Annotated in this window: 24 protein-coding genes and 1 tRNA gene; 8 read left to right on the forward strand and 17 right to left on the reverse strand. The window is 44.6% G+C overall.

From position 1 onward, the window contains the following. Positions 1-66 precede the first annotated feature (66 nt). From FPL27_RS18215 to FPL27_RS18270, 12 genes are all read right to left on the reverse strand, one after another. Positions 67-648 carry an OmpH family outer membrane protein gene (locus FPL27_RS18215; RefSeq protein ID WP_143962655.1) on the reverse strand — a complete coding sequence of 194 codons (582 nt, stop codon included), beginning with the start codon at positions 646-648 and terminating at the stop codon, positions 67-69. Between the two features lie 29 nt (positions 649-677). After that, positions 678-1,196, reverse strand: coding sequence for an OmpH family outer membrane protein (locus FPL27_RS18220; RefSeq protein ID WP_143962656.1), 519 nt, complete (start codon positions 1,194-1,196; stop codon positions 678-680). Positions 1,197-1,199: 3 nt separating this feature from the next. Then, a complete protein-coding gene (locus FPL27_RS18225; RefSeq protein WP_143962657.1) occupies positions 1,200-3,956 on the reverse strand; it encodes a BamA/OMP85 family outer membrane protein in 2,757 nt (918 codons plus the stop codon). Positions 3,957-3,960: 4 nt separating this feature from the next. Continuing rightward, positions 3,961-4,719, reverse strand: a complete 759-nt coding sequence (locus FPL27_RS18230; protein WP_262712103.1) for an isoprenyl transferase — start codon at positions 4,717-4,719, stop codon at positions 3,961-3,963. Positions 4,720-4,776: 57 nt separating this feature from the next. Continuing rightward, on the reverse strand, positions 4,777-5,532 hold the full coding sequence (gene porG / locus FPL27_RS18235; RefSeq protein ID WP_143962659.1) for a type IX secretion system protein PorG: 756 nt from the start codon (positions 5,530-5,532) through the stop codon (positions 4,777-4,779). A gap of 216 nt (positions 5,533-5,748) precedes the next feature. Beyond that, positions 5,749-6,627 carry an IS3 family transposase gene (locus FPL27_RS18240; RefSeq protein ID WP_143960947.1) on the reverse strand — a complete coding sequence of 293 codons (879 nt, stop codon included), beginning with the start codon at positions 6,625-6,627 and terminating at the stop codon, positions 5,749-5,751. After that, the gene (locus FPL27_RS18245) at positions 6,624-7,004 is read right to left on the reverse strand and encodes a transposase (protein WP_143960946.1); all 381 of its coding nucleotides are present in this window, start codon (positions 7,002-7,004) and stop codon (positions 6,624-6,626) included. Before FPL27_RS18245 ends, FPL27_RS18240 begins: the two co-directional genes overlap by 4 nt. A gap of 112 nt (positions 7,005-7,116) precedes the next feature. Continuing rightward, positions 7,117-7,992, reverse strand: coding sequence for an NAD kinase (locus FPL27_RS18250; RefSeq protein ID WP_143962660.1), 876 nt, complete (start codon positions 7,990-7,992; stop codon positions 7,117-7,119). Between the two features lie 9 nt (positions 7,993-8,001). Then, a complete protein-coding gene (locus tag FPL27_RS18255; RefSeq protein WP_143962661.1) occupies positions 8,002-8,667 on the reverse strand; it encodes a CBS domain-containing protein in 666 nt (221 codons plus the stop codon). Positions 8,668-8,981: 314 nt separating this feature from the next. Next, positions 8,982-9,584, reverse strand: coding sequence for an anthranilate synthase component II (locus FPL27_RS18260; protein ID WP_143962662.1), 603 nt, complete (start codon positions 9,582-9,584; stop codon positions 8,982-8,984). Then, a complete protein-coding gene (locus FPL27_RS18265; RefSeq protein ID WP_143962663.1) occupies positions 9,565-10,113 on the reverse strand; it encodes a CvpA family protein in 549 nt (182 codons plus the stop codon). Before FPL27_RS18265 ends, FPL27_RS18260 begins: the two co-directional genes overlap by 20 nt. A gap of 4 nt (positions 10,114-10,117) precedes the next feature. Then, on the reverse strand, positions 10,118-10,567 hold the full coding sequence (locus FPL27_RS18270; RefSeq protein WP_143962664.1) for a GatB/YqeY domain-containing protein: 450 nt from the start codon (positions 10,565-10,567) through the stop codon (positions 10,118-10,120). A 62-nt stretch (positions 10,568-10,629) separates the two neighbouring features. Here FPL27_RS18270 and FPL27_RS18275 point away from each other — a divergent pair, with 62 nt between their 5' ends. From FPL27_RS18275 to FPL27_RS18295, 5 genes are read left to right on the forward strand one after another with little or no spacing between them, the layout of a single operon-like run. Continuing rightward, complete coding sequence (locus FPL27_RS18275) at positions 10,630-11,346, forward strand: pyridoxine 5'-phosphate synthase (protein ID WP_143962665.1); 717 nt, start codon at positions 10,630-10,632, stop codon at positions 11,344-11,346. A 10-nt stretch (positions 11,347-11,356) separates the two neighbouring features. Further along, positions 11,357-12,127, forward strand: a complete 771-nt coding sequence (locus tag FPL27_RS18280) for an alpha/beta fold hydrolase (protein ID WP_143962666.1) — start codon at positions 11,357-11,359, stop codon at positions 12,125-12,127. Next, the gene (locus tag FPL27_RS18285; RefSeq protein WP_143962667.1) at positions 12,124-12,843 is read left to right on the forward strand and encodes an SAM-dependent methyltransferase; all 720 of its coding nucleotides are present in this window, start codon (positions 12,124-12,126) and stop codon (positions 12,841-12,843) included. The genes FPL27_RS18280 and FPL27_RS18285 overlap by 4 nt, the downstream gene beginning before the upstream one ends. Before the next feature lie 52 nt (positions 12,844-12,895). Beyond that, on the forward strand, positions 12,896-13,180 hold the full coding sequence (locus FPL27_RS18290) for a DUF427 domain-containing protein (RefSeq protein ID WP_185974418.1): 285 nt from the start codon (positions 12,896-12,898) through the stop codon (positions 13,178-13,180). 26 nt (positions 13,181-13,206) lie between these two features. Further along, entirely contained in the window at positions 13,207-14,598 is a 1,392-nt protein-coding gene (locus FPL27_RS18295; protein WP_143962668.1) for a mercuric reductase, read from the forward strand. Between the two features lie 139 nt (positions 14,599-14,737). Here FPL27_RS18295 and FPL27_RS18300 read toward each other — a convergent pair whose 3' ends face one another. The 5 genes from FPL27_RS18300 to FPL27_RS18320 all read right to left on the reverse strand — a co-directional run bounded on the left by FPL27_RS18300 (position 14,738) and on the right by FPL27_RS18320 (position 17,375). After that, entirely contained in the window at positions 14,738-15,205 is a 468-nt protein-coding gene (locus FPL27_RS18300) for a DUF4252 domain-containing protein (RefSeq protein WP_143962669.1), read from the reverse strand. 142 nt (positions 15,206-15,347) lie between these two features. Continuing rightward, the gene (locus FPL27_RS18305) at positions 15,348-15,878 is read right to left on the reverse strand and encodes a DUF4252 domain-containing protein (protein ID WP_143962670.1); all 531 of its coding nucleotides are present in this window, start codon (positions 15,876-15,878) and stop codon (positions 15,348-15,350) included. A 152-nt stretch (positions 15,879-16,030) separates the two neighbouring features. Further along, a complete protein-coding gene (locus tag FPL27_RS18310; protein ID WP_143962671.1) occupies positions 16,031-16,456 on the reverse strand; it encodes a hypothetical protein in 426 nt (141 codons plus the stop codon). Then, on the reverse strand, positions 16,440-16,904 hold the full coding sequence (locus FPL27_RS18315; RefSeq protein WP_317129456.1) for an RNA polymerase sigma factor: 465 nt from the start codon (positions 16,902-16,904) through the stop codon (positions 16,440-16,442). The genes FPL27_RS18310 and FPL27_RS18315 overlap by 17 nt, the downstream gene beginning before the upstream one ends. Before the next feature lie 398 nt (positions 16,905-17,302). Then, a tRNA-Phe gene (locus FPL27_RS18320) sits at positions 17,303-17,375 on the reverse strand. A 101-nt stretch (positions 17,376-17,476) separates the two neighbouring features. Between FPL27_RS18320 and FPL27_RS18325 the strand changes: the two genes are divergently transcribed. The 3 genes from FPL27_RS18325 (at position 17,477) to FPL27_RS18335 (ending at position 20,300) form a co-directional block, all read left to right on the forward strand. Then, positions 17,477-18,811 (forward strand): 4Fe-4S dicluster domain-containing protein, encoded by a 1,335-nt coding sequence (locus FPL27_RS18325; protein WP_143962673.1) that lies wholly within the window; start codon positions 17,477-17,479, stop codon positions 18,809-18,811. A gap of 58 nt (positions 18,812-18,869) precedes the next feature. Further along, positions 18,870-19,661 carry a (Fe-S)-binding protein gene (locus tag FPL27_RS18330; RefSeq protein WP_143962674.1) on the forward strand — a complete coding sequence of 264 codons (792 nt, stop codon included), beginning with the start codon at positions 18,870-18,872 and terminating at the stop codon, positions 19,659-19,661. A 150-nt stretch (positions 19,662-19,811) separates the two neighbouring features. After that, the gene (locus FPL27_RS18335) at positions 19,812-20,300 is read left to right on the forward strand and encodes a hypothetical protein (RefSeq protein ID WP_143962675.1); all 489 of its coding nucleotides are present in this window, start codon (positions 19,812-19,814) and stop codon (positions 20,298-20,300) included.

The following is a 20,300-nucleotide window of genomic DNA, read 5'->3' on the forward strand; positions in this document are numbered from 1 at the left end:
CCTCCTAAACACCAAAAAAGCCGATCATTCTCATGATCGGCTTTTCTATTGCTATATTATCTCTAATTACTGGTTCTGACCAGGAGTAGGTACGTTCTGACCTGGAGTAGCCTGTCCGTCAGCTGGAGCAGATACCCCAAGCTTAGCCAATACCAAATCAGTGAAGTTGTCATCATCTCTTGTGTAAAGCAACACTGGAGCTTGACCCGCAGTCTCAGAGAATACGTGCGTGTAATTGTTTTCAGCAGCTACCGAGTTGATCGCGTTGAATACCTTCGTCTGTACTGGCTCAAGCAATTCCTGAAGTTTTCTCTGGTAAGAAGACTGTGCGTCTCTCTCGTATCTTTGGATCTCTTCAGACATCTTCTGAAGCTCCTGCTCTTTCTGAGCTCTTGCTTCTTCAGTCATAGTCTGTGCAGACTGTTGGTAAGTCTGAACTTGTCTTTGGAAATCCTGCTGCTTAGTTTGCATCTGTGTGCCCAGTTGGGTACTGTAATCTTGAATATCAGCTCCGATTTGCTCCATTTCTGGCATCAAATCCATGATGTAATCAATGTTAGTGTATCCGATTTTTAAATCTTGTTGGGCTTGAGCCGCAAATCCTAAGCAAAATACAGCGATAGCTGAAAGGATAATTCTTGCTTTCATAGTCTAGGTTTTAATTTGTTGATTTATTTTTAATTTTCTTCTAATCCTAATTCTTCAATTACAAACTCGGAATAATCATGCCTTGGATCGGTGTAGATCATCGAAAGACTGGAGGCCTTGTCAAACAGTATTGCCAGCCCATTTCGCCTGCTCACCCGCTCTATGGCGTCAAATATCTTTGACTGCAGCGGCTGTAGCAACTCAGCCTGTTTTTGGTAATATTGCCCGTTGGCTCCAAAAACACGGCTGTTGAAAGCATTGGCGGCCTTTTCCTTTTCTTTGATCAGGGCTAGCCTTTCTTCGTACATCTCTTCCGTAAGCAGGACTTCTTCCGCTTTGAGGGCATTATACATTTCGCGGATCTCATCTGTCAAAGCTTTCGCTTCTTTCCGCCACTCCGAACCGATGGATTCCATTTCACTCTGTACTTCTTTGTATTCGGGATGTTTGTTTAAAATATACTCCGAGTCCACATAGCCTATTTTTTGCCCATAAGAAGCAAACGTAAATAAGCAGAACAAAAGTAATAATTTTAGACGATTTAACATATTTTATCTAAACTGTTGCCCGATGGTAAAGTGGAATTGTCCTCCACTTGGCTGTCTCTGACCTGGCATAGGATCAAATCCATACCCCCAATCAATACCCAATAGACCAAATGCTGGCATAAAGATCCTAGCACCAAAACCTGCTGATTTCTTCAAATCATACGGGTTAAAATTAGCATAATCACCCCAAACATTACCCGCTTCCGCAAAACCTAAAAGGAAGATTGTTGCTGATGGATTTGGGGATACTAAGAATCTAAGTTCCATTACATGCTTGTTGTAAGCCACACCACCACCACCTTGTCCAGGTCGTCCCATTTGATTAGTCCCTACAAGGGATTGATTTTCATAACCTCTCAAACCGATAATTTCTCTACCAAGCGCAAAGTTGTTGAAGGTCATACCATCACCACCCATTACGAATCTTTCAAGAGGAATGATACCGACTCCATCACCATAGGATCCCAAGAAACCCATGTGGGTTCTGGCACTCACTACAAGTTTATTCATCCCCAATACCGGAGTATAGAAAGTCGCATCAAACATCCACTTATGATATTCCAACCACTTGAACCTTTCTTCATCCGGAGACTCACGGTTCACGTTTGGATTCATAGTAGTATAAGGCGGAGTAAAGTCAGCACTCAAGGAGATGTTAGACCCGAACCTCGGGAAAATCGGACTATCCACGTTATTTCTCGATACCGTGGTATTCCAGTTCAAGCTATTTGCTCTACCGGTATTATAACTAAGTCCGAACATGTTTCCGAATTCATTGAATTCATAAACCTGGAACTGAAGGGAGTTGCTGAAGAAGAAATAATCATCAGGCCAAGTTACCCTTCTGGCCAGACCTAAAGTCGCACCGGTAATCTTGAAGTAACCCAACTCTTCTCCAAAACCTGCTCCACCGCCCATGCCGCCCATGCCACCCATACCCATGCCGCCCATGCCCATCATGCCACCCATGCCCATGCCGCCCCAGTTCATCTGGCGCTGGATGGAGTGATTGACACTAAAGCTTAAAGCATTTGGTTTCTTGCCACCAAACCATGGTTCGGTAAGGGAGAAACTATAGTTCTGGAAGTTTGGACCGTTGGCCTGTACTCTTAGGGAAAGTTTTTGTCCGTCACCTACTGGCAATGGTCTCCATTTGCTGAAGTTGCCGATGTTTTTCACCGAGAAGTTATTGAATACCAACCCGACTGTACCTACAAATCCGAAGAATCCACCCCAACCTCCTGAGAGTTCAATCTGGTCATTTGGTCTTTCTTCAAGTTTGAAAATGATATCCACAGTGGCATCTTCAAAATTTGGACGCATATCCGGATCAATCGTCTCTGGATCAAAGTAACCCAGCTGGGAAAGTTCACGGATAGTCCTAACCAAGGCCGCTCTGTTAAATTTCTGGCCAGGAAGAATTTTGATCTCCCTCATCACCACGTGATCGGATGTACGCTCATTACCTTCTATGGCCACACTGTTCACAGTCACTTGCGGACCTTCAAAGACCCTCATTTCAATATCAATGGAATCCGCCTGCACATTTACCTCTACCGGATCAATCTGGAAGAAAAGATAACCCTCATCCTGGTAAAGGGAACTGACATCATCACCTCTCTGAGGATCATAGTTAAGCCTTTTCTCAAGTCTTTCCTTATTGTAAATATCACCTTTAGTAATGCCCAACTTGGTTCTCAACACTTCATCGTCATGGATGTAGTTACCTGTGAAAGTAATGTTTCTATAATAATACTGATTGCCTTCTTCTACATCAATGTCAATATTGATGGTATTTTTACCGAAACTGTACACTGTATCTCTCAATACTGCAGCATCTCTATACCCTCTAGTTTGATAAAAATTGATCAGGCCTTCTCTGTCTTCTTTAAAGTCTTTTGCAACATATTTAGAAGAATTGAAGAAGTTAAGCTTGAAGTTCTTGTTCATATAAAGCTTCACATCTTCATCAGAAACCGGATTTCTATACACAATCGCCTCTTTTACATCCTGAGGTCTGGCATTGGTAAGACGGGAATATAGATCCTTGAAAATATGAACACGAGCATGTTCATTGGTGTTTTTAAGCTTTCTTTTGATTCTCCCGTCAGAGATATTCTCATTTCCGGAAATGCTTATTTCATTGATTCTTACTTTTGAATTCTTAACAACATCAAATCTTAAAAGAACGCTGTTGGGTAGGGTCTCATCCCTAACTTGGGTTACTTTCACCTCGGTATTGAGGAAACCCTTATCTACAAAGTACTGTCTGATGTTACGCTGTGCATTGTTCAACACATCATCACGCACTACCCTGCCCCTGATTTTGATCTTATCGCGAAGCTCACTTTCCTGAGTTTTATTTACCCCAGTAAATTCCACCCGGCTAAATCTTGGTCTTTCGGTAAGTTCAAGCAACAGGTGAATATCCTCACCTTCAATTTTGGTGACTAAGATTTTCACATCACCTATGATACCCTGTCCCCACAGTTTCTTCAAAGCAGCTGAAACCTCATCACCTGGTACACTGATGCGGTCACCTACTTTGAGGCCTGATAGGGAGATAATAGCATTCTCATCCAAAGTGGTAAGTCCCACTGCGGAAATTCCGGCAATCGTAAAGGTCTGGGGTTTGGTGTAATCTAATTGTAATATGTCTACCGGCTTCTGTTGGGTGTACCTACTTTGTCCCAGGCGAATCTGGCCGAAGGTATTTCCCGCATAGATAAGGAAAAGTAAGACTATTAAAATTCTCTTCATCAAATTATGATTTAATCTGCGCTCCGGTTTTGCCGAAACGTCTTTCTCTTTTTTGATAATCCAGTACGGCCTCGAACAAATGTTCTTTTCTAAAGTCCGGCCAGAGTATCTCCGTAAAATAAAGCTCTGTATAAGCCATCTGCCAAATGAGAAAATTACTTGTCCTCAATTCCCCGCTGGTTCTCACCAACAGTTCGGGATCCGGCAGCCCCTTTGTATTCAAATGCTCGGAGATCAACTCTTGGGTGATGTCCTCTGCACATAGTTCTTGGTTGGCGACTTTTTTGACAATCTGTTTTACCGCATCCTGGATTTCCCAGCGGCCGCTATAGCTTAAAGCCAGCACCACGGTCAAACCGGTGTTTTGGGAAGTTTTATCTTTTGCGTTTTGGAGGTTTTTTTGGCATTTTCGGGGAAGGCTCTGAATGTCCCCTATTGAGATGAGACGGATGTTGTTTTCCATCATATTTGGCACCTCGCCCGCTATGGTGTTTACGAGCAACTCCATCAGGGCATTTACCTCGTCTTGAGGTCTTGACCAGTTTTCGGTCGAAAATGCATACAGGGTCAGGTATTCTACACCTAGGTCACTGGCACCCTCGATAGTGTCCTTTACGGCTGTAAGGGCATTTTTGTGCCCAAAGATCCGCATTGCACCTTTCTTCTGTGCCCATCTCCCGTTGCCATCCATGATGACAGCTATATGACGGGGGATGTTGTCCTTGTCAATCGCTTCTATCATTCCTTTTTGTTCCTGTCTTATAAAATTCAGGGTACAAAAATGCTATTTCTTTTTCAATTATCTATTTTAAATAGCCAATTAATTAAAATTAAAGCATTTGACTTGATGGAAGGAGTAGCTGACCGTAAGACCTAAAAAGTAATACCAGTCCTTATTGTCCCTATCTCCGAAGGTTAGGGCGTTCGGATTGGGTAAGTATTCATCTCCACCTATAGGAATTACCCTAGGGTGAAAATATTCAGGATTATGTTCTATCCGGTCGATGTAATCCGTAAAGGTAGCTCTGGCACCAAATTCTAAGGTCATAAACAATCTGTCTTTCACCTTATACTTTACACCAAGCCCAAAAGGGATCACAGGAGTACCAACATAATAATTGGTATTGTTGAATCCCAACTGATCCTCTCTACCCATAAAGAAGGCGAATCCCACACCAAACATGGCAAAAGGGGAAAACCTTACCGTGGATTGAGGATTGAGAAAGTCCAGAAAGTAATACTCCATCATCAGATGGGTTTCCACCATAGTGCCTCTGAAGGCTGCATTTCTTTCCAGGGCCATCGCATCGATAGGACGTACGCTGTCTGCCGCATTGAGCCGGCCAATGGCCAAGCCTCCTCGCAAGCTCCACACATTATCAAAATTTCGTCTGCCAAATAACGTTCCTTGAAGGCCGGACTGAGAGGGATCTATACGCCGGATCATGTCTCCGGTATAGGTCGAACCACCCAACCCGAAACCAATTTCATACTGTTGAGCAGCGGTTTTGTGCGACAGCACAAAAGTTGCTAAAATCAATCCCAAACAGACATAATAGAATTTGGCTCTTTTCAAGTCGATGCAATTTATAAAGTAGTAAACGAATTAAAAACCTACCCTGGTATTTACCGGGTTAATATATGTTAAAAGCATTTATTGTACAAAGTACCAGGTACCAGGTTCACCGGTGTCACGTCCTAAATTTACTTGACACTTTTTTTCTTTCAACTCTCTCCTAAATGCAACACCAGTTTTAGCCGGGGTTCTGTCAAGGCCGGAGCGGAGCGGAGTTCATTTAGCCTTGACAGGTTCTCGGCTAAAACTATCTTTGCGTTTATGGGAGGGGTGAAGTTCCGGCCGGTCATGAACCCTTGCTGGAATTTCCAACTTAAGTGACCAATGTGGCCTTCCCTCATTGTAAAACTTTACCGCCTGCTTGACAGCCGTAAAAGCTTCTGCACCGCTCTGATAAGTCAAATCCAACCCATATTCTTCTTTTAGAATACCGTTGACCCTCTCAGCCATTGCATTATCGTAACAGTATCCCGCCTGGCCCATGCTAGTGATAATACCATTCTTTTTCAACAGGTTTATATAGTTTTTGCTGCAATACTGGAACCCCCTGTCCGAGTGGTGCACCAGCCCAGCCGTACTGGAACACTGTTTTATGGCCATTTTTGCCGCCTCTACAGCCCACTTAGACTCCAATGTCCCAGCCAGGTGCCAGCCGACAATTTTGCGGCTGAATGCATCTGTCATCAAAAACAGGTATTTAAACGTATCCCGCACCCTGATGTAGGTAATGTCGCAAACCCAGGCTTGCCCAGGCATATTCCAGGTCTTACCGTTGAAATGGTCTTTGTACTGGTGGTACCTGTAGAAGGTCTGGGTGGTTACCGCATATTTCTTTTTGCGGATTACCAAAAGCCCTTCCTGTCTGAGCAAGGCTAGAAACTTGTCCCTTCCCATCCCAGGGTCAATATCCCTGATATTAGCTTCCAGAAGCCTGTAGACCTTTTTACTGCCCATCCTGGGGTGGTTTTTCCTTACCCTGCGGGCCATTTCAAGAATAAGGGTTCTGTCCACTTCTTGTCTGGCCAACTGCTTCACGCGGCTGTAATATGCTGAAGTCGAGTAACCGAAATACCTGCAAAGTGTCCTTATACTCAGTTCTCCCCTTTTTTTGCTGACGCATCTGACCCAAAGTTTTTTTTTAGATCAGTTTTATACTCCTTGTTGGCCTCTTCTATTAGCGCCTCAAGACACTGTTTAGCAATCAGGGAGTCAGCCAGGGCAATTTTTGTGGCTTTCAGTTCTTCCTCAAGTTTTTTTAACCTGTTCTGGTCAGACATATTCTCTATCCGTACAATTTTGTTCAACAATTGGTATTTACCGAAACGCTTGGCCCAACCTTGGATGGTGGCAGCCCCGCCTATTCCGTACTTCTTTTGGAGGAAGCCAACCGAGGCTCCCTCCTCTAATTCCGAAACTACCATTTTTTTGAATCCAATGCCGTACCGGACCACTTTTCTTTCACTTTTTGCCATAATCTGTCATGTTTATCTGTAACAGTCAAGCTATATCAGGACATGACACGGTCTTCGGTCTTCCGACATCGGTCATCCGACACCCCACATCCGACATCCCACACCCGACATCCTAATTCCTCATATCCAATCCCCAATTCAACTTCTGCCGCAGGGTGTCAAAGAAGTTGTAATCATTAAACTTCACGAGCTTGGCGACAAAGTCTTCTTTTCGGACTGTAAGCTTGATGCCGGCAGACACTGCCGTGGACCTGGAATCAAGGGAGACCAAGAACTTCTTACTCCTCCCCTCAATATCAAAACTGATCCTGCAGTCGTCCGGCACGATCATAGGCCTTACGTTAAGATTATGCGGACTTACTGGGGTAAGCACAAAGTTTTTTGCCCTTGGGGTGATCAGTGGACCCCCACAACTCAGCGAGTAACCTGTACTCCCCGTAGGAGTGGACACTATCAGGCCATCAGCCCAATAACTATTAAGGTACTCCCCGTCGATGTAGGTATGTACCGTCACCATCGAGGAAGTATCACGCTTGTGGATGGTAAATTCATTCAGTCCGTAAGTGATCCCGTTGAAAAGTGACTTGTTGGTCTCCAGACCAATCAACGTTCTATCCTCAATCGTATAGTGTTTTTCAAAAAGAACTTGAATGGCCTTTTCCACTTCCTCCTTGGCTATAGTGGCCAAAAAACCCAATCGGCCTGTGTTGATGCCCAAAATCGGAATCTGGTTAGCTCCAACCCATGATACCGTATCAAGAAAAGTACCATCCCCGCCCACCGAGATCACAAAATCCATGGTCTGCAGATGCTTACTTTTGGAAAGCACCTCAAAATCAGGCGATTTGGCACCGGTTTTTTTGAAGAATTTATGGAAAGGTTCTGTAAAAAAAATTTTTGCACCGTGATGATGCAAAACCGAAAGCAATTGTTCAATATAAGGCACAAACTCCTTTTGAAAGTTGAGCCCATGAAGGGTTACGTTCATTTCATCAATTTAAATATCCAAAAATCTCAGCAGGTTGCCCAGGCGGTCGTACTCTCCGCTGACACTGGGTTCTTCCTGGTAATGGTCGATGACCTTATAGCCAAAACGCTCCAAAGTAGCCTTGATATGGCGAAGTTCATTTTTGTCAACCTTCAAAGTCACTTTGATCTTACTGTCATCCAAAGGATCGTTGCTGATGAAGTTACTCAAAACCTTGGCATTTTCAGACTCTATCACCCGAGCAATCTCATGAAGGCTATAATCTGTCATGTACATGGAAAGAATCAAAACACCACCTTGCGACTGAATGGAAAGCGTGTCGGCAAAAGCTGAAATGGCATCTTCCAAAGTGATCACACCATGGTACACATTTTCCCTGTCGATCACGGCTACCATGTTGGATTGAAATTCAGAAGCGACCCGTAACACATCATAGATATGCTTGTCTTTGAAAACAAAACATGATTGAGCTTCCATCTCCACTTCCTGAATGGACAGTTCGGGATTGTTGAGGTTGTAGATCTGTTCATCGGTGATCAGACCCTTAAATTCTCCCTCATGTACTACAGGCAATACATTAGTCCTGATTTCCTCCATCCACGAAAGTGCCATCTTCACCTTGTCGGTAAATTTTAAGGGAGGAATCATGTTATTGATAAATTCGTATGCCTGCATGATTTAAAGATATAAAATTGAATCCATAATATAAAACGTGATTCCACTATGGGTTGTTTGGATTTGGGAGGAAAGTTAGGGTGTGAGAAAAGGGACACAGAGTTTCGCGGAGTTCGGCACCGAGTTTCACGGAGTCTTCTTCGCGGACAAAACTAGATATGAAGGAAGGATGGATTGGGTGGGTAAACAATTATTGAACCTTACAATACCTAACCGCAAAGGGCGCAAAGGTGCGCAAAGAATTACTTCAATTTCAACTCCTTTTCCTTTTTTTCCCCTTAGCGTTTCTACGCGTTCTTTGCGGTTTGATTTTTTTAATGCTGTAATTCTACCTTTGTGGTTATCCTTTTCTCCTCCACATAAATCCTAACCCAATTTCTCAGCATCTCCAAACCATATTCCGTAAGGTAAGCCTCGGGGTGAAATTGTATCCCTACCATGGGCAAAAACCGGTGCGCTATAGCCATCACTTCCCCAGCATCGGTTTCCAAAAGCACCTGCAGTTCGGTAGGTAATTCCTTCAACTCCAAAGAATGGTAACGGGTAACCTTGAATCTATCGGGCAACCCATCCAGCAGGGGATGTTCAGTAACTTTCTTTACTTCGTGGACCTTACCGTGAACAGGCACTTTTCCCTTCACAAGCTTGGCCCCAAAAGCCTCGCCAATTGCCTGATGCCCTAAGCAAATCCCTAGCACTGGCAATTTGTCCTGATAATATTCCAAAATCTGCAATAGGTTTCCGGCCCGATCGGGGGTTTCCGGTCCGGGGGAAAGAATCAGCCCTTCATAGGATTCCTTTTGAAGCTCCTCCAAGGATACATCATTACGGACCACCTTGAGCTCAGCTCCCGCCTGCCTAAGGTAATCAGCCAATATATAGGAAAACGAATCGAAATTATCTATCAACAACAGCACCGGAATCTATCTCTACAAGTTTGCGAATCGAATTAATGGAGTGGTCAATCATAGGGGTGTAAGTTTCCAAAACCTGCACCGTGGCCGGAGCAATCGGAGCCACCCAAGGGTACACCACCGCATCGGCCACCCTGCTTTCGGGAATCTCATACTCAAAGGATTTGCCCACCCAAAACAGCAAACTGATCATAAAGGCCCACTTGAAGAAACCCAGCACTGCACCACCAAGATTGTCAAAAGAGCCTAAGAGGGTGAAGTCAATGGCTTTTTTGATCATGTATGCAACTATGCGTAGGGTAATGGTGACCAGAAAAAAGATGATGATAAAGGCCACAAAGGGCAGCATAAAGGTGAAGCTTTCAACATTCTGGGCCAAAATCTCTGCACCCCAGTGCATAAACCTAAACCCCAGAATGATGGCCACAAAAAAAGCAACGATAGACAGCAACCCTATAAAAAGCCCCTTTCGGTAACCGCTGAAAGTTCCTATGACCAATAAAAATAGGATGATGATGTCTATCGTATTCAATATATTATGCCAATAAAGATTTTACTTTTTGGGAGATCAACTTGCCATCAGCCTTGCCAGCCAGTTGCTTGGTGGCTGCACCCATCACTTTACCCATGTCTTTCGGCCCTTCGGCACCCACTTGGGCAATGATCTGCTTAAGCTCAGCTTCCAATTCCTCTTCAGTCAGTTGCTTAGGTAGGAATTCGTTAATCACTTCCAATTCCGCAAGCTCAACACTCGCCAGGTCTTCCCGGTTCTGTTGCTGGTAAATTTCCGCGGAATCTTTTCGCTGTTTGGCCGCTCGGGTCAACAGTTTCATTTCCTCATCCTCAGAGATTCCCTTGTCTCCGCCGGTTTTGGTCTCTTCCAGCATGATCAGGGATTTCACAGACCTCAAGGCTCTCAACCTATCCTTATCCTTAGCCAAAATGGCCTTCTTAATTTCGCTTTCTACACTTTGCTTTAGACTCATTTCCCGATTTTTGTGTTTAAATGTGTAAATTTGAAGCAAAATTAGGGTTTTAATTCTTCAAAATGACCAAACTAAGCGTAAATATTAACAAAATCGCCACTTTGAGAAATGCCCGCGGGGGCAACAATCCCGATGTGGTAAAAGTAGCTCTTGATGCAGAAAAATTCGGCGCCCAAGGCATCACCGTCCACCCAAGACCCGATGAAAGGCATATCCGGTACGATGACGTGATGAAACTCAAGGACGTGGTCACCACTGAGTTTAACATCGAAGGGTACCCCGACGAAAGGTTCATGGAGATCATCCGCATCGCCAAACCTGCACAGGCTACTTTAGTACCTGACCCTCCACATGTGCTAACCTCCAACTCAGGCTGGGACACCATCACCCACCAAGACAAACTCAAAGACATCATCGCCGAACTTCACGAGTACGGCACAAGAGTTTCCATTTTCATCAACCCCGAAACCAAATATTTTGAGCCGGCCAAAAACACTGGCACCGACAGGGTAGAACTTTACACCGAACCATATGCTACCGGTTTCCATTCAAATAAGGAAGAAGCCGTGAAACCATACCTTGAAGTTGCCAACATCGCCAAAGAACTAGGCTTGGGACTAAATGCTGGACATGATCTTGATCTTCACAACCTTAATTATCTGGTCAAAACTATCCCATTCATTGACGAGGTATCTATTGGCCATGCCTTAGTGTGCGACGCCTTGTATTATGGATTGGAAAACACCATCCAAATGTACCGTCGTCAACTGGAAATCTAAACCACCAATCATGAAACTAAATTTTAAAAAACTAGGGCAAGGAAAGCCCTTGATCATATTGCACGGACTCTTTGGATCGGCCGACAACTGGCTGACCATTGCCCGGGACCTCGAAAGCGAATTTACCCTTTACTTGGTCGATCAACGAAACCATGGGGACTCTCCACATTCCGATGAGTGGAACTACCAAGTGATGGCCAAAGACATTGCAGAGCTCATGGAGGATGAGGGAATTGACACCGCCTTCATAATGGGTCACTCCATGGGAGGCAAGACCGCCATGAATTTCGCCATGCTTTATCCCGAAAAGGTGGAGAAGCTGATTGTAGCTGATATTTCCCCAAGACACTACCCGGTTCATCATGAAAGGATCCTGGAGGGACTAAATGCTGTGGATCTGGAAAATTCCAAATCCAGAAAGGACGCCGATGAAGCTTTGGCCGAACACATCAATTCTGCTCCCATCCGACAGTTCCTTATGAAAAACCTGACCAGGAAGGATGGGGGATTTGCGTGGAAGATCAATTTGAAAACCATCACCGAAAATATTGAAGAAGTAGGAACCGCCCTAGAGTCGGACAACACTTTCGACAAACCAACCCTGTTTATGGGAGGCGCCAAATCTGATTACATCACCGATAAGGACCGTGAGGACATTGACAGGTTTTTCCCAAACAGCCACATTATCCATCTCAAAGATGCTGGACATTGGCTACATGCCGAGCAGCCGGATGCGGTGGCCAGAACCATTAGGGCATTTTTAGTAGAGCAAAACGCATGACAAAAAAAGGAAAGCTTTATCTTATCCCCAGCATATTGGCTGAGGACACGGCCGACAAAGTTATCACCCCACAGGTGAAGGAGGTTCTGCCGCATATCAAACATTTTGCGGTGGAAAATCTGCGGACCGCACGTAGATTCATTAGCAGTCTTCGACTCGGCATCACCATAGAGGAATTGCAAATGGAGATCTTGGACAAAAAAACCAAGCCTCACCAAGTTGGCCAATTGTTAAAACCCCTTATGGATGGGCATGACATGGGGGTAATCTCAGAGGCAGGCTGTCCGGGCATAGCTGACCCTGGTGCGGTGGCGGTGGATTTTGCTCATCGCAATGGAATACAGGTTGTGCCTCTAACAGGACCGTCCTCCATGTTTTTGGCCCTGATGGCCTCGGGATTCAGCGGACAGTCTTTTGCCTTTCATGGGTATCTGCCTATCGACAAAAAGAGCAAGGTGGAAGCCATCAAAAACCTGGAACAGGAAGCTCTTCGACTGAGAAGAACCCAAATCTTTATGGAAACCCCATTTCGGAACAACGCCCTACTCGATGACCTGAAAGCCAACCTTCAACCCACCACCAAGCTTTGCATAGCCAAAAACATCACCGGCAGCGATGAAATGATCGTTACCCAGACCATAGACGATTGGAAAAAGCAGAAAATAGATCTACATAAAATCCCTACTGTTTTTTTGATAGGAGAAAGTCAGGGATAACACAAACAGTTTATCGATGGGTAGGTTAAACCAATACCAAAACTTACCAATTATGAAAGCAATATGGAATGACACAGTACTGGCGGAATCTAAAGAAACCATCCTCTTAGAAAACAACCACTATTTCCCTGCTGGGGCGGTTGACCAAAAGTATTTAAAAGAATCGGCCAACACTAGCACTTGCCCTTGGAAGGGTAAGGCCAAATATTACCATGTGGAAGTGGACGGAGAGGTGAATGACAATGCCGCTTGGTATTATCCTGAACCAAAACCTGCTGCCGAGGACATTAAAGGTCACGTTGCCTTTTACAAAGGGGTGAAAATTGTGACCGAGTGATTTTTATAGGTTAAACCAGTACGTCGATGCAGAAATTTGATGCGATCATTATTGGCGCAGGCCAATCAGGGATGCCTTTGGCCAAAAAAATAGGCAGTTTGGGCAAGAAAGTAGCCCTCATCGAGAAAAGGGTTATTGGCGGCACTTGCATCAATGACGGTTGCTCCCCCACCAAAACCATGGTGGCCTCAGCTAGAGTCGCTCACCTCGTGAACAGGGCTTCTGATTTCGGCGTAAATGTTAATGGTTTTGAGATTGACCAAAAGAAGATCAAAGCCAGAAAGGACCACATCGTGGAACTCTTCCGCGGTGGGGCTGAAAAGGCTTTGGTCAAGGCGGAAAATGTCACCATCATTATTGGCTTGGCTAGATTTACAGATTGCCGTCAGGTAGAGGTTATCCATGAAGGCGAAAAAATAGAAGAACTCGAAGCTGAGCATATTTTTATAGATACAGGAGCAGAACCTATTATTCCTAAAATGAATGGATTGCAGGATGTTCCTTTTCTAAATTCTACCAGTATTATGGAACTGGATGAAACGCCGGAACACCTCATCATCATGGGAGGTGGCTACATAGGGCTGGAGTTTGCACAGATGTTCAGAAGATTTGGCAGCCAGGTGACTATATTAGATAAGGGCCCAAGGTTGGTCCCTAAGGAAGATGACGATGTGTGTGAGGAAGTCAGTAAGATTTTTAGGGAAGAAGGGATCCGCACAAGTTTCAATTCGAATGTTATCAAAGTTGCCAAAAAGGGAGCAGGCATTTTAGTTACAATTGAAAAGGATGGGCAAACCGACACAATAGAGGGTTCTCACCTTCTTGTGGCTGTGGGCCGTAAACCCTCCACCGACAAGCTCCAACTCGAAAAATCAGGTATTGAAACCGATGAGAAGGGAGATATATTGGTTGATGAGTACCATGAGACCAGTTGCAAAGGAGTATATGCATTAGGTGATGTGGTGGGCGAGACGCCTTTTACACATATGGCCTATCATGATGCGCATACTGTATTTAAGTGTGTGTATGAAAACGAAAAAATCTCCAAAATCGACCGCTTGATGCCCTATTGTATTTTCATAGACCCTCAGTTAGCCCGCGTGGGACTCAACGAGCAGCAGGCAAAAGAAAAAGGCATCCCTTACGAGGTGGGTAAATACTGGATGAAGCATGCGGGGCGTCCTTTGGAAGTGGACGAGAAACGCGGTTTCTTCAAAGTTTTAATCAATCCTGAAAACCGCATGATTCTGGGTGCCACTATTCTCAGTATAGATGGTGGAGAGATCATCGCAACCATTCAAATGGCCATGCTAGGGGGCATCACCGCTGACGTCATCCGCCACCTCCCCATCGCCCACCCTACTTTAGCGGAGAATTTGAATAATGTAATGGGGATGATAGGGAAAGGGGAGAAGTGAAAAGGGTCACAAAGTCGAAGAAGTTTTATCACTTCATCTTTGTCTTTTCCGCGAAGAGGCTCTGTGAAACTCCTTTTAAACTCCTTTAAACTCTGCCTGGCCGCCGTGGCGGGTGTCCCATTTCAACCCCTGAGAGTCACTATCTAACCTCAGACAAGGTTTTGGCATCGAAATCCCCTTGAAGTGATACCACAATGTAGTCATTTCCCTCCCCGCTGATCAGTAGGACCAAATCTTGGATTTTCTTGGCGCCTTTGGAGTACATGAATACTCCCTTGTTCTTCTGCGAGGTCTCCATCATCAACTCGTACTTTTCCTTGCCCAGATCTTTCTGCAAAGCGAGAAAATCAGCCGCAGCTGTTTGGCTATTGGCAGGCAGTTTGAAAAACTTCACCCTTTCTACCGACTTGGCAATCGCATCCATATTCCCCTCATCAAGGGAAATATTCAGCCCCTTTGCGAAATTCATAAAGCTCCCCCCCAGGTCCATGTGAAAGAAGTCCTTGTCCCCCTTATACTTGTCAAAAAGGTTGTCCACGCTTTTGCTCTGCGCAAATGCAGATGCGTTTATGGCCAAAAACAAGGCCGCTAAGATTAGTTTTTTCATGGTCTTCAATTTTTATATTTCACTATTTCTTTATCAATCAATATCACCACCTACTGACCACATGCCCCACTTCAAAATTCAGCGTTGTTCGGTCCTCGGGCTTCGGTCTCCCGTCTTCGGTCTTCGGTCTCCCGTCTTCTTCCTACTTCCTCCCCTTCTCATACTCCTTCATCCCAGGCATATTGGTATTCTCCGCCAGAATATTCAAATCCTGATATGTGAAATCCCCCAACATACTAAGAAGCGTGAAACTATCGCCCGAACCGGTGATCATCAGCAGTTCTTTGACGCGGCCGTCTTCCTCTCGGACCATAAACTTGACGCTGGATGATTTATCCTGTACGTCCATGAGGTCCTCGTACTTGTTTCGAGTCAGCGTGCCCATGGCTTCCTTGTAGAGGGGAAGGCCATCGACTTTATCAGCGGTGAGTATCCGTATACCTCTTACTTTGGAAATGAGCTCGCCCATGTCCTTTTCATCCTTTTTGGTCTGACCGTCTGCATTGGATTTCATGAATCCCCCTGCCATCTGCATCATCTTGGGACTGATATAGACCCTTGAAAAGCGATCGTCCTCCATATATTTGGAAAAAAACCGTACGATGGCATCATCCTGCGCCTGCACCCCCGTAAAGGCTAGCAAGCAAATCAATGTTATAATTATCTTTTTCATGTTCATATCATTTAAAATGGGAAACAGAGTAAAATGGAGTTCTAAAGGAGTTTCACTGAGTTTTAATTTTTGTGCCTGGTACACTACCAGTATTTCCCAGCGTAGCAGCTCTGCGAAACTCAATTCCAACTCTTTTATACTCTGTGTCCGCTTTATTCCTCAAACAGCTCCAACGGAGTACCCAAATACCTGAACTCCTCCATTACCTCCAGTTCCCGGGTACCTTTGTTCATATTTTCATTAATCAATTCAAAAGCCTCCATTACCTGTGCATAGGCAAGGGCCTCTTCCTGTCGCTCCTGATATTGCTGAATCTGGAATACCAGTGCCGTGACGGAAAGAAAAACTGCCATTACAGCGGCAATCTTTAGCCATTCCCAACCACCTGATGATTTGGCCGCTGGGTTTACTAGGGTTGGAGTCTCTTCATTATGAAAAGAACTTATTTCGCCAAAAAAAGCCTTCTCGCTTTCATACCCTTCGGCTTTTTGCAAAAGGGCACGCAATTCACTTTCTTCCTCCAGGCTGCTCTCCCCTTCCCAGTATTTCTGCAACAGCTGCTCAATTCTTTCTTCCATGCCTTGCTTGGTTTAACAAATACTCCTTCAATGTTTTTCTGGCCCTGAATAGGCTAACTTTCACTTGATCCTGACTGATTTCCAAATATTCCGCGATCTCCTCATAGGTCAATCCCTCCACTTCCCGAAGCATGAATACTTCCTTATGCTTTTCGGGAAGTTTTTCCAGGAAATGAAACACCCGCTTGTAGGCTTCCGGAAACTCGCTTTCCGACTGTTCAGGTTCTTCAAATTCCCGATCACCGATGGCTTCCCATTTTTTGTCTTGGCGAAAATGCTGCAGACATTCGTTTTTGAGAACTGTCACCAGCCATCCGGCATGATTGTCCATTTTTTGAAGTTCAGATCTTTTGACCCAGGCTTTTTCCAGCACCTCCTGCACAGCGTCCTTGGCCACGTCCCGGTCTTTTACCCAGAGGAAAGCCATGCGGTATAGCTTGTCTTTCATGGGCCAGATTTGTGCTTCAAAAAATGTCTTCATTCAAGGAGGTGATGAACTGGGAATTGAAATGTTACAGAAAGATGGAAATATTTTTTCAATCTGGAAAAATTTAGGATGGAAGATGGAAGACCGATGTCGGATGACGGATGTCGGATGTAGGGAGAAAACTTAAAAAGTAAAAATGAGTTTCCGAAGTCGGGGATATTGTTTACCTTAATACCGCCAAGCAAATGCACCTTAGATTGATTTTAAATTAGGGGCATAAATAGTATGCATGGGCACTATTGACTATTTTGCAAAGGTAAATTCGAAACAATGATGGGCTATAAACCGAAAAATACACTAATGCTTTTGTCCGATAGGCTGGAAAATAAAAAAGCCTTGCTTCAGAGAAACAAGGCTTGTGGTGATGAGTGGATTCGAACCACCGACTCACGGATTTTCAGTCCGATGCTCTACCAACTGAGCTACATCACCGTTGTAATGTGATGCAAAGGTAGGCAAACAATGTTTAGGTGCAAATCATTTAAAGAAAAAAAATCACACTAAATCAACCCAAATAATTTAATCATTTCAATATGAGTATTTTACCGCAAATAATTTTTCTGCTGATTTTTATCGTGGCAGGATACGTCCTCTACAAAAGGGTCAGCTTCCTCAGAAGAGCCATTATGCTGGGCAAAAAATCCGGCCGGACTGATAATCCAGGGGAGAGATGGAAAACCATGGGTCTAGTGGCCTTTGGCCAAAAGAAGATGTTTAAGCGGATTGTTCCGGCTATATTTCACTTGTTCCTTTATGTAGGCTTTATAATTATCAATATAGAAATTTTGGAATTTGTTATTGATGGACTCTTTGGACAACACCGATATTTCTTTCCATTTACAGGCACTTGGTATATGGTGGCGCTTAACATATTTGAGTTCTTGGCTTTCGGTTCCTTAGTAGCCTCCGTTATTTTCCTGATCAGGAGAAATATTATCAAGATCCGAAGATTTACCGCTCGTGAGCTTTTTGGTTGGCCTAAACTTGACGCCAACCTCATCCTTTTTGCAGAAATCACCTTGATGACCGCCATTTTGGTCATGAACGCTACCGACCAGGCATTGGCCGACAAGGGTTACGCACACTACACACAGATAGAAGGTTTATTCTTCAGTAGCTTGATCAAACCGTTGTTTATCGACATGGGAGCCACTACCCTTTTCTATATTGAAAGAATTGCCTGGTGGTTGCACATTATCGGGATATTGGGTTTTGCCATTTACATCACTTATTCCAAGCATTTGCACATCTTCCTGGCATTCCCAAATACTTACTACTCCAACCTTAAGCCTAAAGGCGAGATGAAAAACATGGAGGAGGTAACCAATGAGGTGAATATGATGTTGGGCATCCAGACCGAAAATACGCCTGAACCTCCTGCTGAAATTGCGAGATTTGGCGCCAAGGACGTCAACGACCTGAGCTGGGTAAATGTCATGAACGCTTTTGCCTGTACTGAATGTGGACGCTGTACCGACCAATGCCCGGCTAACATTACCGGCAAGAAGCTTTCTCCACGAAAGATCATGATGGACACCCGTGACAGAGCCGAGGAAGTCGCTATTAGTCTGGAAAATGGAGGCAAAGGACTGGAAGATGGCAAGTCCCTCTACGGGGACTATATCACCAAGGAAGAAATCAACGCCTGTACCAGCTGTAACGCCTGCGTGGAAGCATGTCCGGTAAACATCGACCCATTGGCCATCATTTTAGATATCAGAAGGTATGTGGCCATGGAAGAAAGCGGAACCCCACCACAGTGGAACGCCATGTTCCAAAACATAGAAACCAGCTTCTCCCCATGGAAATTCGCCCCAACCGACAGATTCAATTGGGCAGACAAGGTAAAGGAAGAAGAACAAAAATAATCATCTAACATCGGACATCCGACACCGGACATCCATCATACTTATAAAAACACAACCCATGTCAACATATAAAGTACCAACAATGGCCGAGATGGCCGCTTCAGGAGAGTCGCCGGAAATCCTTTTTTGGGTGGGCTGCGCTGGCTCCTTCGATGATAGATATAAAGCCGTAACACAGGCATTTGTAAAAATATTAAACAAGGTAGGAGTGAGTTTTGCTGTTCTCGGGCCTGAGGAAACCTGCACAGGCGATCCCGCTAGAAGGGCCGGCAACGAATTTCTGTTCCAAATGCAGGCCGTAGGCAACATCCAAGTCATGAATGGCTATAATGTTAAGAAAGTAGTAACAGCCTGTCCCCATTGCTTCAACACCATCAAAAACGAATACCCAGCTTTGGGAGGAAACTATGAGGTGATCCACCATTCTACCTTCCTTCAGCAACTTATCAATGATGGCAAGGTGGTTATCAAAGGTGGCGGAGACTTCAAAGGGAAAAAAATCACCTTCCACGATAGCTGCTACCTTGGTCGAGCCAACAACGTGTACGAAGCCCCAAGAGACGTTATCAAAGCTTTAGACGTGGAGTTGGTAGAAATGAAAAGATGCCGAACCAAAGGCCTTTGTTGTGGAGCCGGAGGAGCGCAGATGTTCAAGGAACCTGAAGAAGGCAAAAAGGATATCAACATAGAAAGAACGGAAGAGGCCCTTGAAACCGGCGCATCCGCCATCGCAGTAGGCTGCCCATTCTGCCTGACCATGATGGCTGACGGAGTCAAAAACAAAAACCGGGAAAACGATGTGCAGGTATATGACCTTGCTGAACTAATCGCCAAAGATCAAGGCCTCTAACATCGGTCATCGGTCATCCGACATCGGTCATTCGTCATCCGTCATCCGTCATCCCAACATTTCAACATATTTCCAAACCTCAAAAGCCTCTTTTCTCGTTTAGAAAAAAGAGGCTTTTGTTTTAATCTGATTAACCTATAAAGATTCCATATGTACTTACCTTTTGATCAAATGCCGGAGGACGCCAGGATTTGGATTTACCTGTCGGACAGAAAATTTAAACCGGAAGAAAAAGAATATATCAAAAATACCCTTTCCGCTTTTTGTGAAAACTGGAACACCCATGGGCGCAAGATGCCCACAAGCTTTGACATTAAGTATGATCAATTTATCATACTTTCCGTGGACCAATCCCAGCTGGGCGCGAGCGGTTGCTCGATTGACAGTTCGGTGAGGACACTTAAGGAAATCGAGTCCAAACTAGGTGTAGACCTGCTTAATCAAGGAAAAGTATCCTATTTGGAACAGGAAGATGTGGCCATTAGTAGCCTGCCCAAGGTGAAGCAGGAAATCCATTCCGGAAACATTGCCAAAGAGACACTGGTGTTCAATCCGATCATGGACAGAAAGCAGGATTTGCAGCAAAAATGGCTTTTGCCTGCAAAGGAAAGTTGGTTAAACAGATTTTTTGACAATTAA

Source organism: Litoribacter populi, assembly GCF_007483685.1.
Classification (GTDB): Bacteria; Bacteroidota; Bacteroidia; order Cytophagales; family Cyclobacteriaceae; genus Litoribacter; species Litoribacter populi.

Excerpts from the sequence above, each read along its gene's own strand:
- FPL27_RS18215 (WP_143962655.1), bottom strand. The coding sequence starts at position 648 with ATGAAAGCAAGAATTATCCTTTCAGCTATCGCTGTATTTTGCTTAGGA.
- FPL27_RS18290 (WP_185974418.1), top strand. The coding sequence starts at position 12,896 with ATGAAAGCAATATGGAATGACACAGTACTGGCGGAATCTAAAGAAACC.
- FPL27_RS18255 (WP_143962661.1), bottom strand. The coding sequence starts at position 8,667 with ATGCAGGCATACGAATTTATCAATAACATGATTCCTCCCTTAAAATTT.
- FPL27_RS18270 (WP_143962664.1), bottom strand. The coding sequence starts at position 10,567 with ATGAGTCTAAAGCAAAGTGTAGAAAGCGAAATTAAGAAGGCCATTTTG.
- FPL27_RS18335 (WP_143962675.1), top strand. The coding sequence starts at position 19,812 with ATGTACTTACCTTTTGATCAAATGCCGGAGGACGCCAGGATTTGGATT.
- FPL27_RS18310 (WP_143962671.1), bottom strand. The coding sequence starts at position 16,456 with ATGGAAGAAAGAATTGAGCAGCTGTTGCAGAAATACTGGGAAGGGGAG.
- FPL27_RS18295 (WP_143962668.1), top strand. The coding sequence starts at position 13,207 with ATGCAGAAATTTGATGCGATCATTATTGGCGCAGGCCAATCAGGGATG.
- FPL27_RS18305 (WP_143962670.1), bottom strand. The coding sequence starts at position 15,878 with ATGAAAAAGATAATTATAACATTGATTTGCTTGCTAGCCTTTACGGGG.
- FPL27_RS18325 (WP_143962673.1), top strand. The coding sequence starts at position 17,477 with ATGAGTATTTTACCGCAAATAATTTTTCTGCTGATTTTTATCGTGGCA.
- FPL27_RS18280 (WP_143962666.1), top strand. The coding sequence starts at position 11,357 with ATGAAACTAAATTTTAAAAAACTAGGGCAAGGAAAGCCCTTGATCATA.
- FPL27_RS18275 (WP_143962665.1), top strand. The coding sequence starts at position 10,630 with ATGACCAAACTAAGCGTAAATATTAACAAAATCGCCACTTTGAGAAAT.
- FPL27_RS18315 (WP_317129456.1), bottom strand. The coding sequence starts at position 16,904 with ATGAAAGACAAGCTATACCGCATGGCTTTCCTCTGGGTAAAAGACCGG.
- FPL27_RS18225 (WP_143962657.1), bottom strand. The coding sequence starts at position 3,956 with ATGAAGAGAATTTTAATAGTCTTACTTTTCCTTATCTATGCGGGAAAT.
- FPL27_RS18245 (WP_143960946.1), bottom strand. The coding sequence starts at position 7,004 with ATGGCAAAAAGTGAAAGAAAAGTGGTCCGGTACGGCATTGGATTCAAA.
- FPL27_RS18285 (WP_143962667.1), top strand. The coding sequence starts at position 12,124 with ATGACAAAAAAAGGAAAGCTTTATCTTATCCCCAGCATATTGGCTGAG.
- FPL27_RS18300 (WP_143962669.1), bottom strand. The coding sequence starts at position 15,205 with ATGAAAAAACTAATCTTAGCGGCCTTGTTTTTGGCCATAAACGCATCT.
- FPL27_RS18250 (WP_143962660.1), bottom strand. The coding sequence starts at position 7,992 with ATGAACGTAACCCTTCATGGGCTCAACTTTCAAAAGGAGTTTGTGCCT.
- FPL27_RS18220 (WP_143962656.1), bottom strand. The coding sequence starts at position 1,196 with ATGTTAAATCGTCTAAAATTATTACTTTTGTTCTGCTTATTTACGTTT.
- FPL27_RS18330 (WP_143962674.1), top strand. The coding sequence starts at position 18,870 with ATGTCAACATATAAAGTACCAACAATGGCCGAGATGGCCGCTTCAGGA.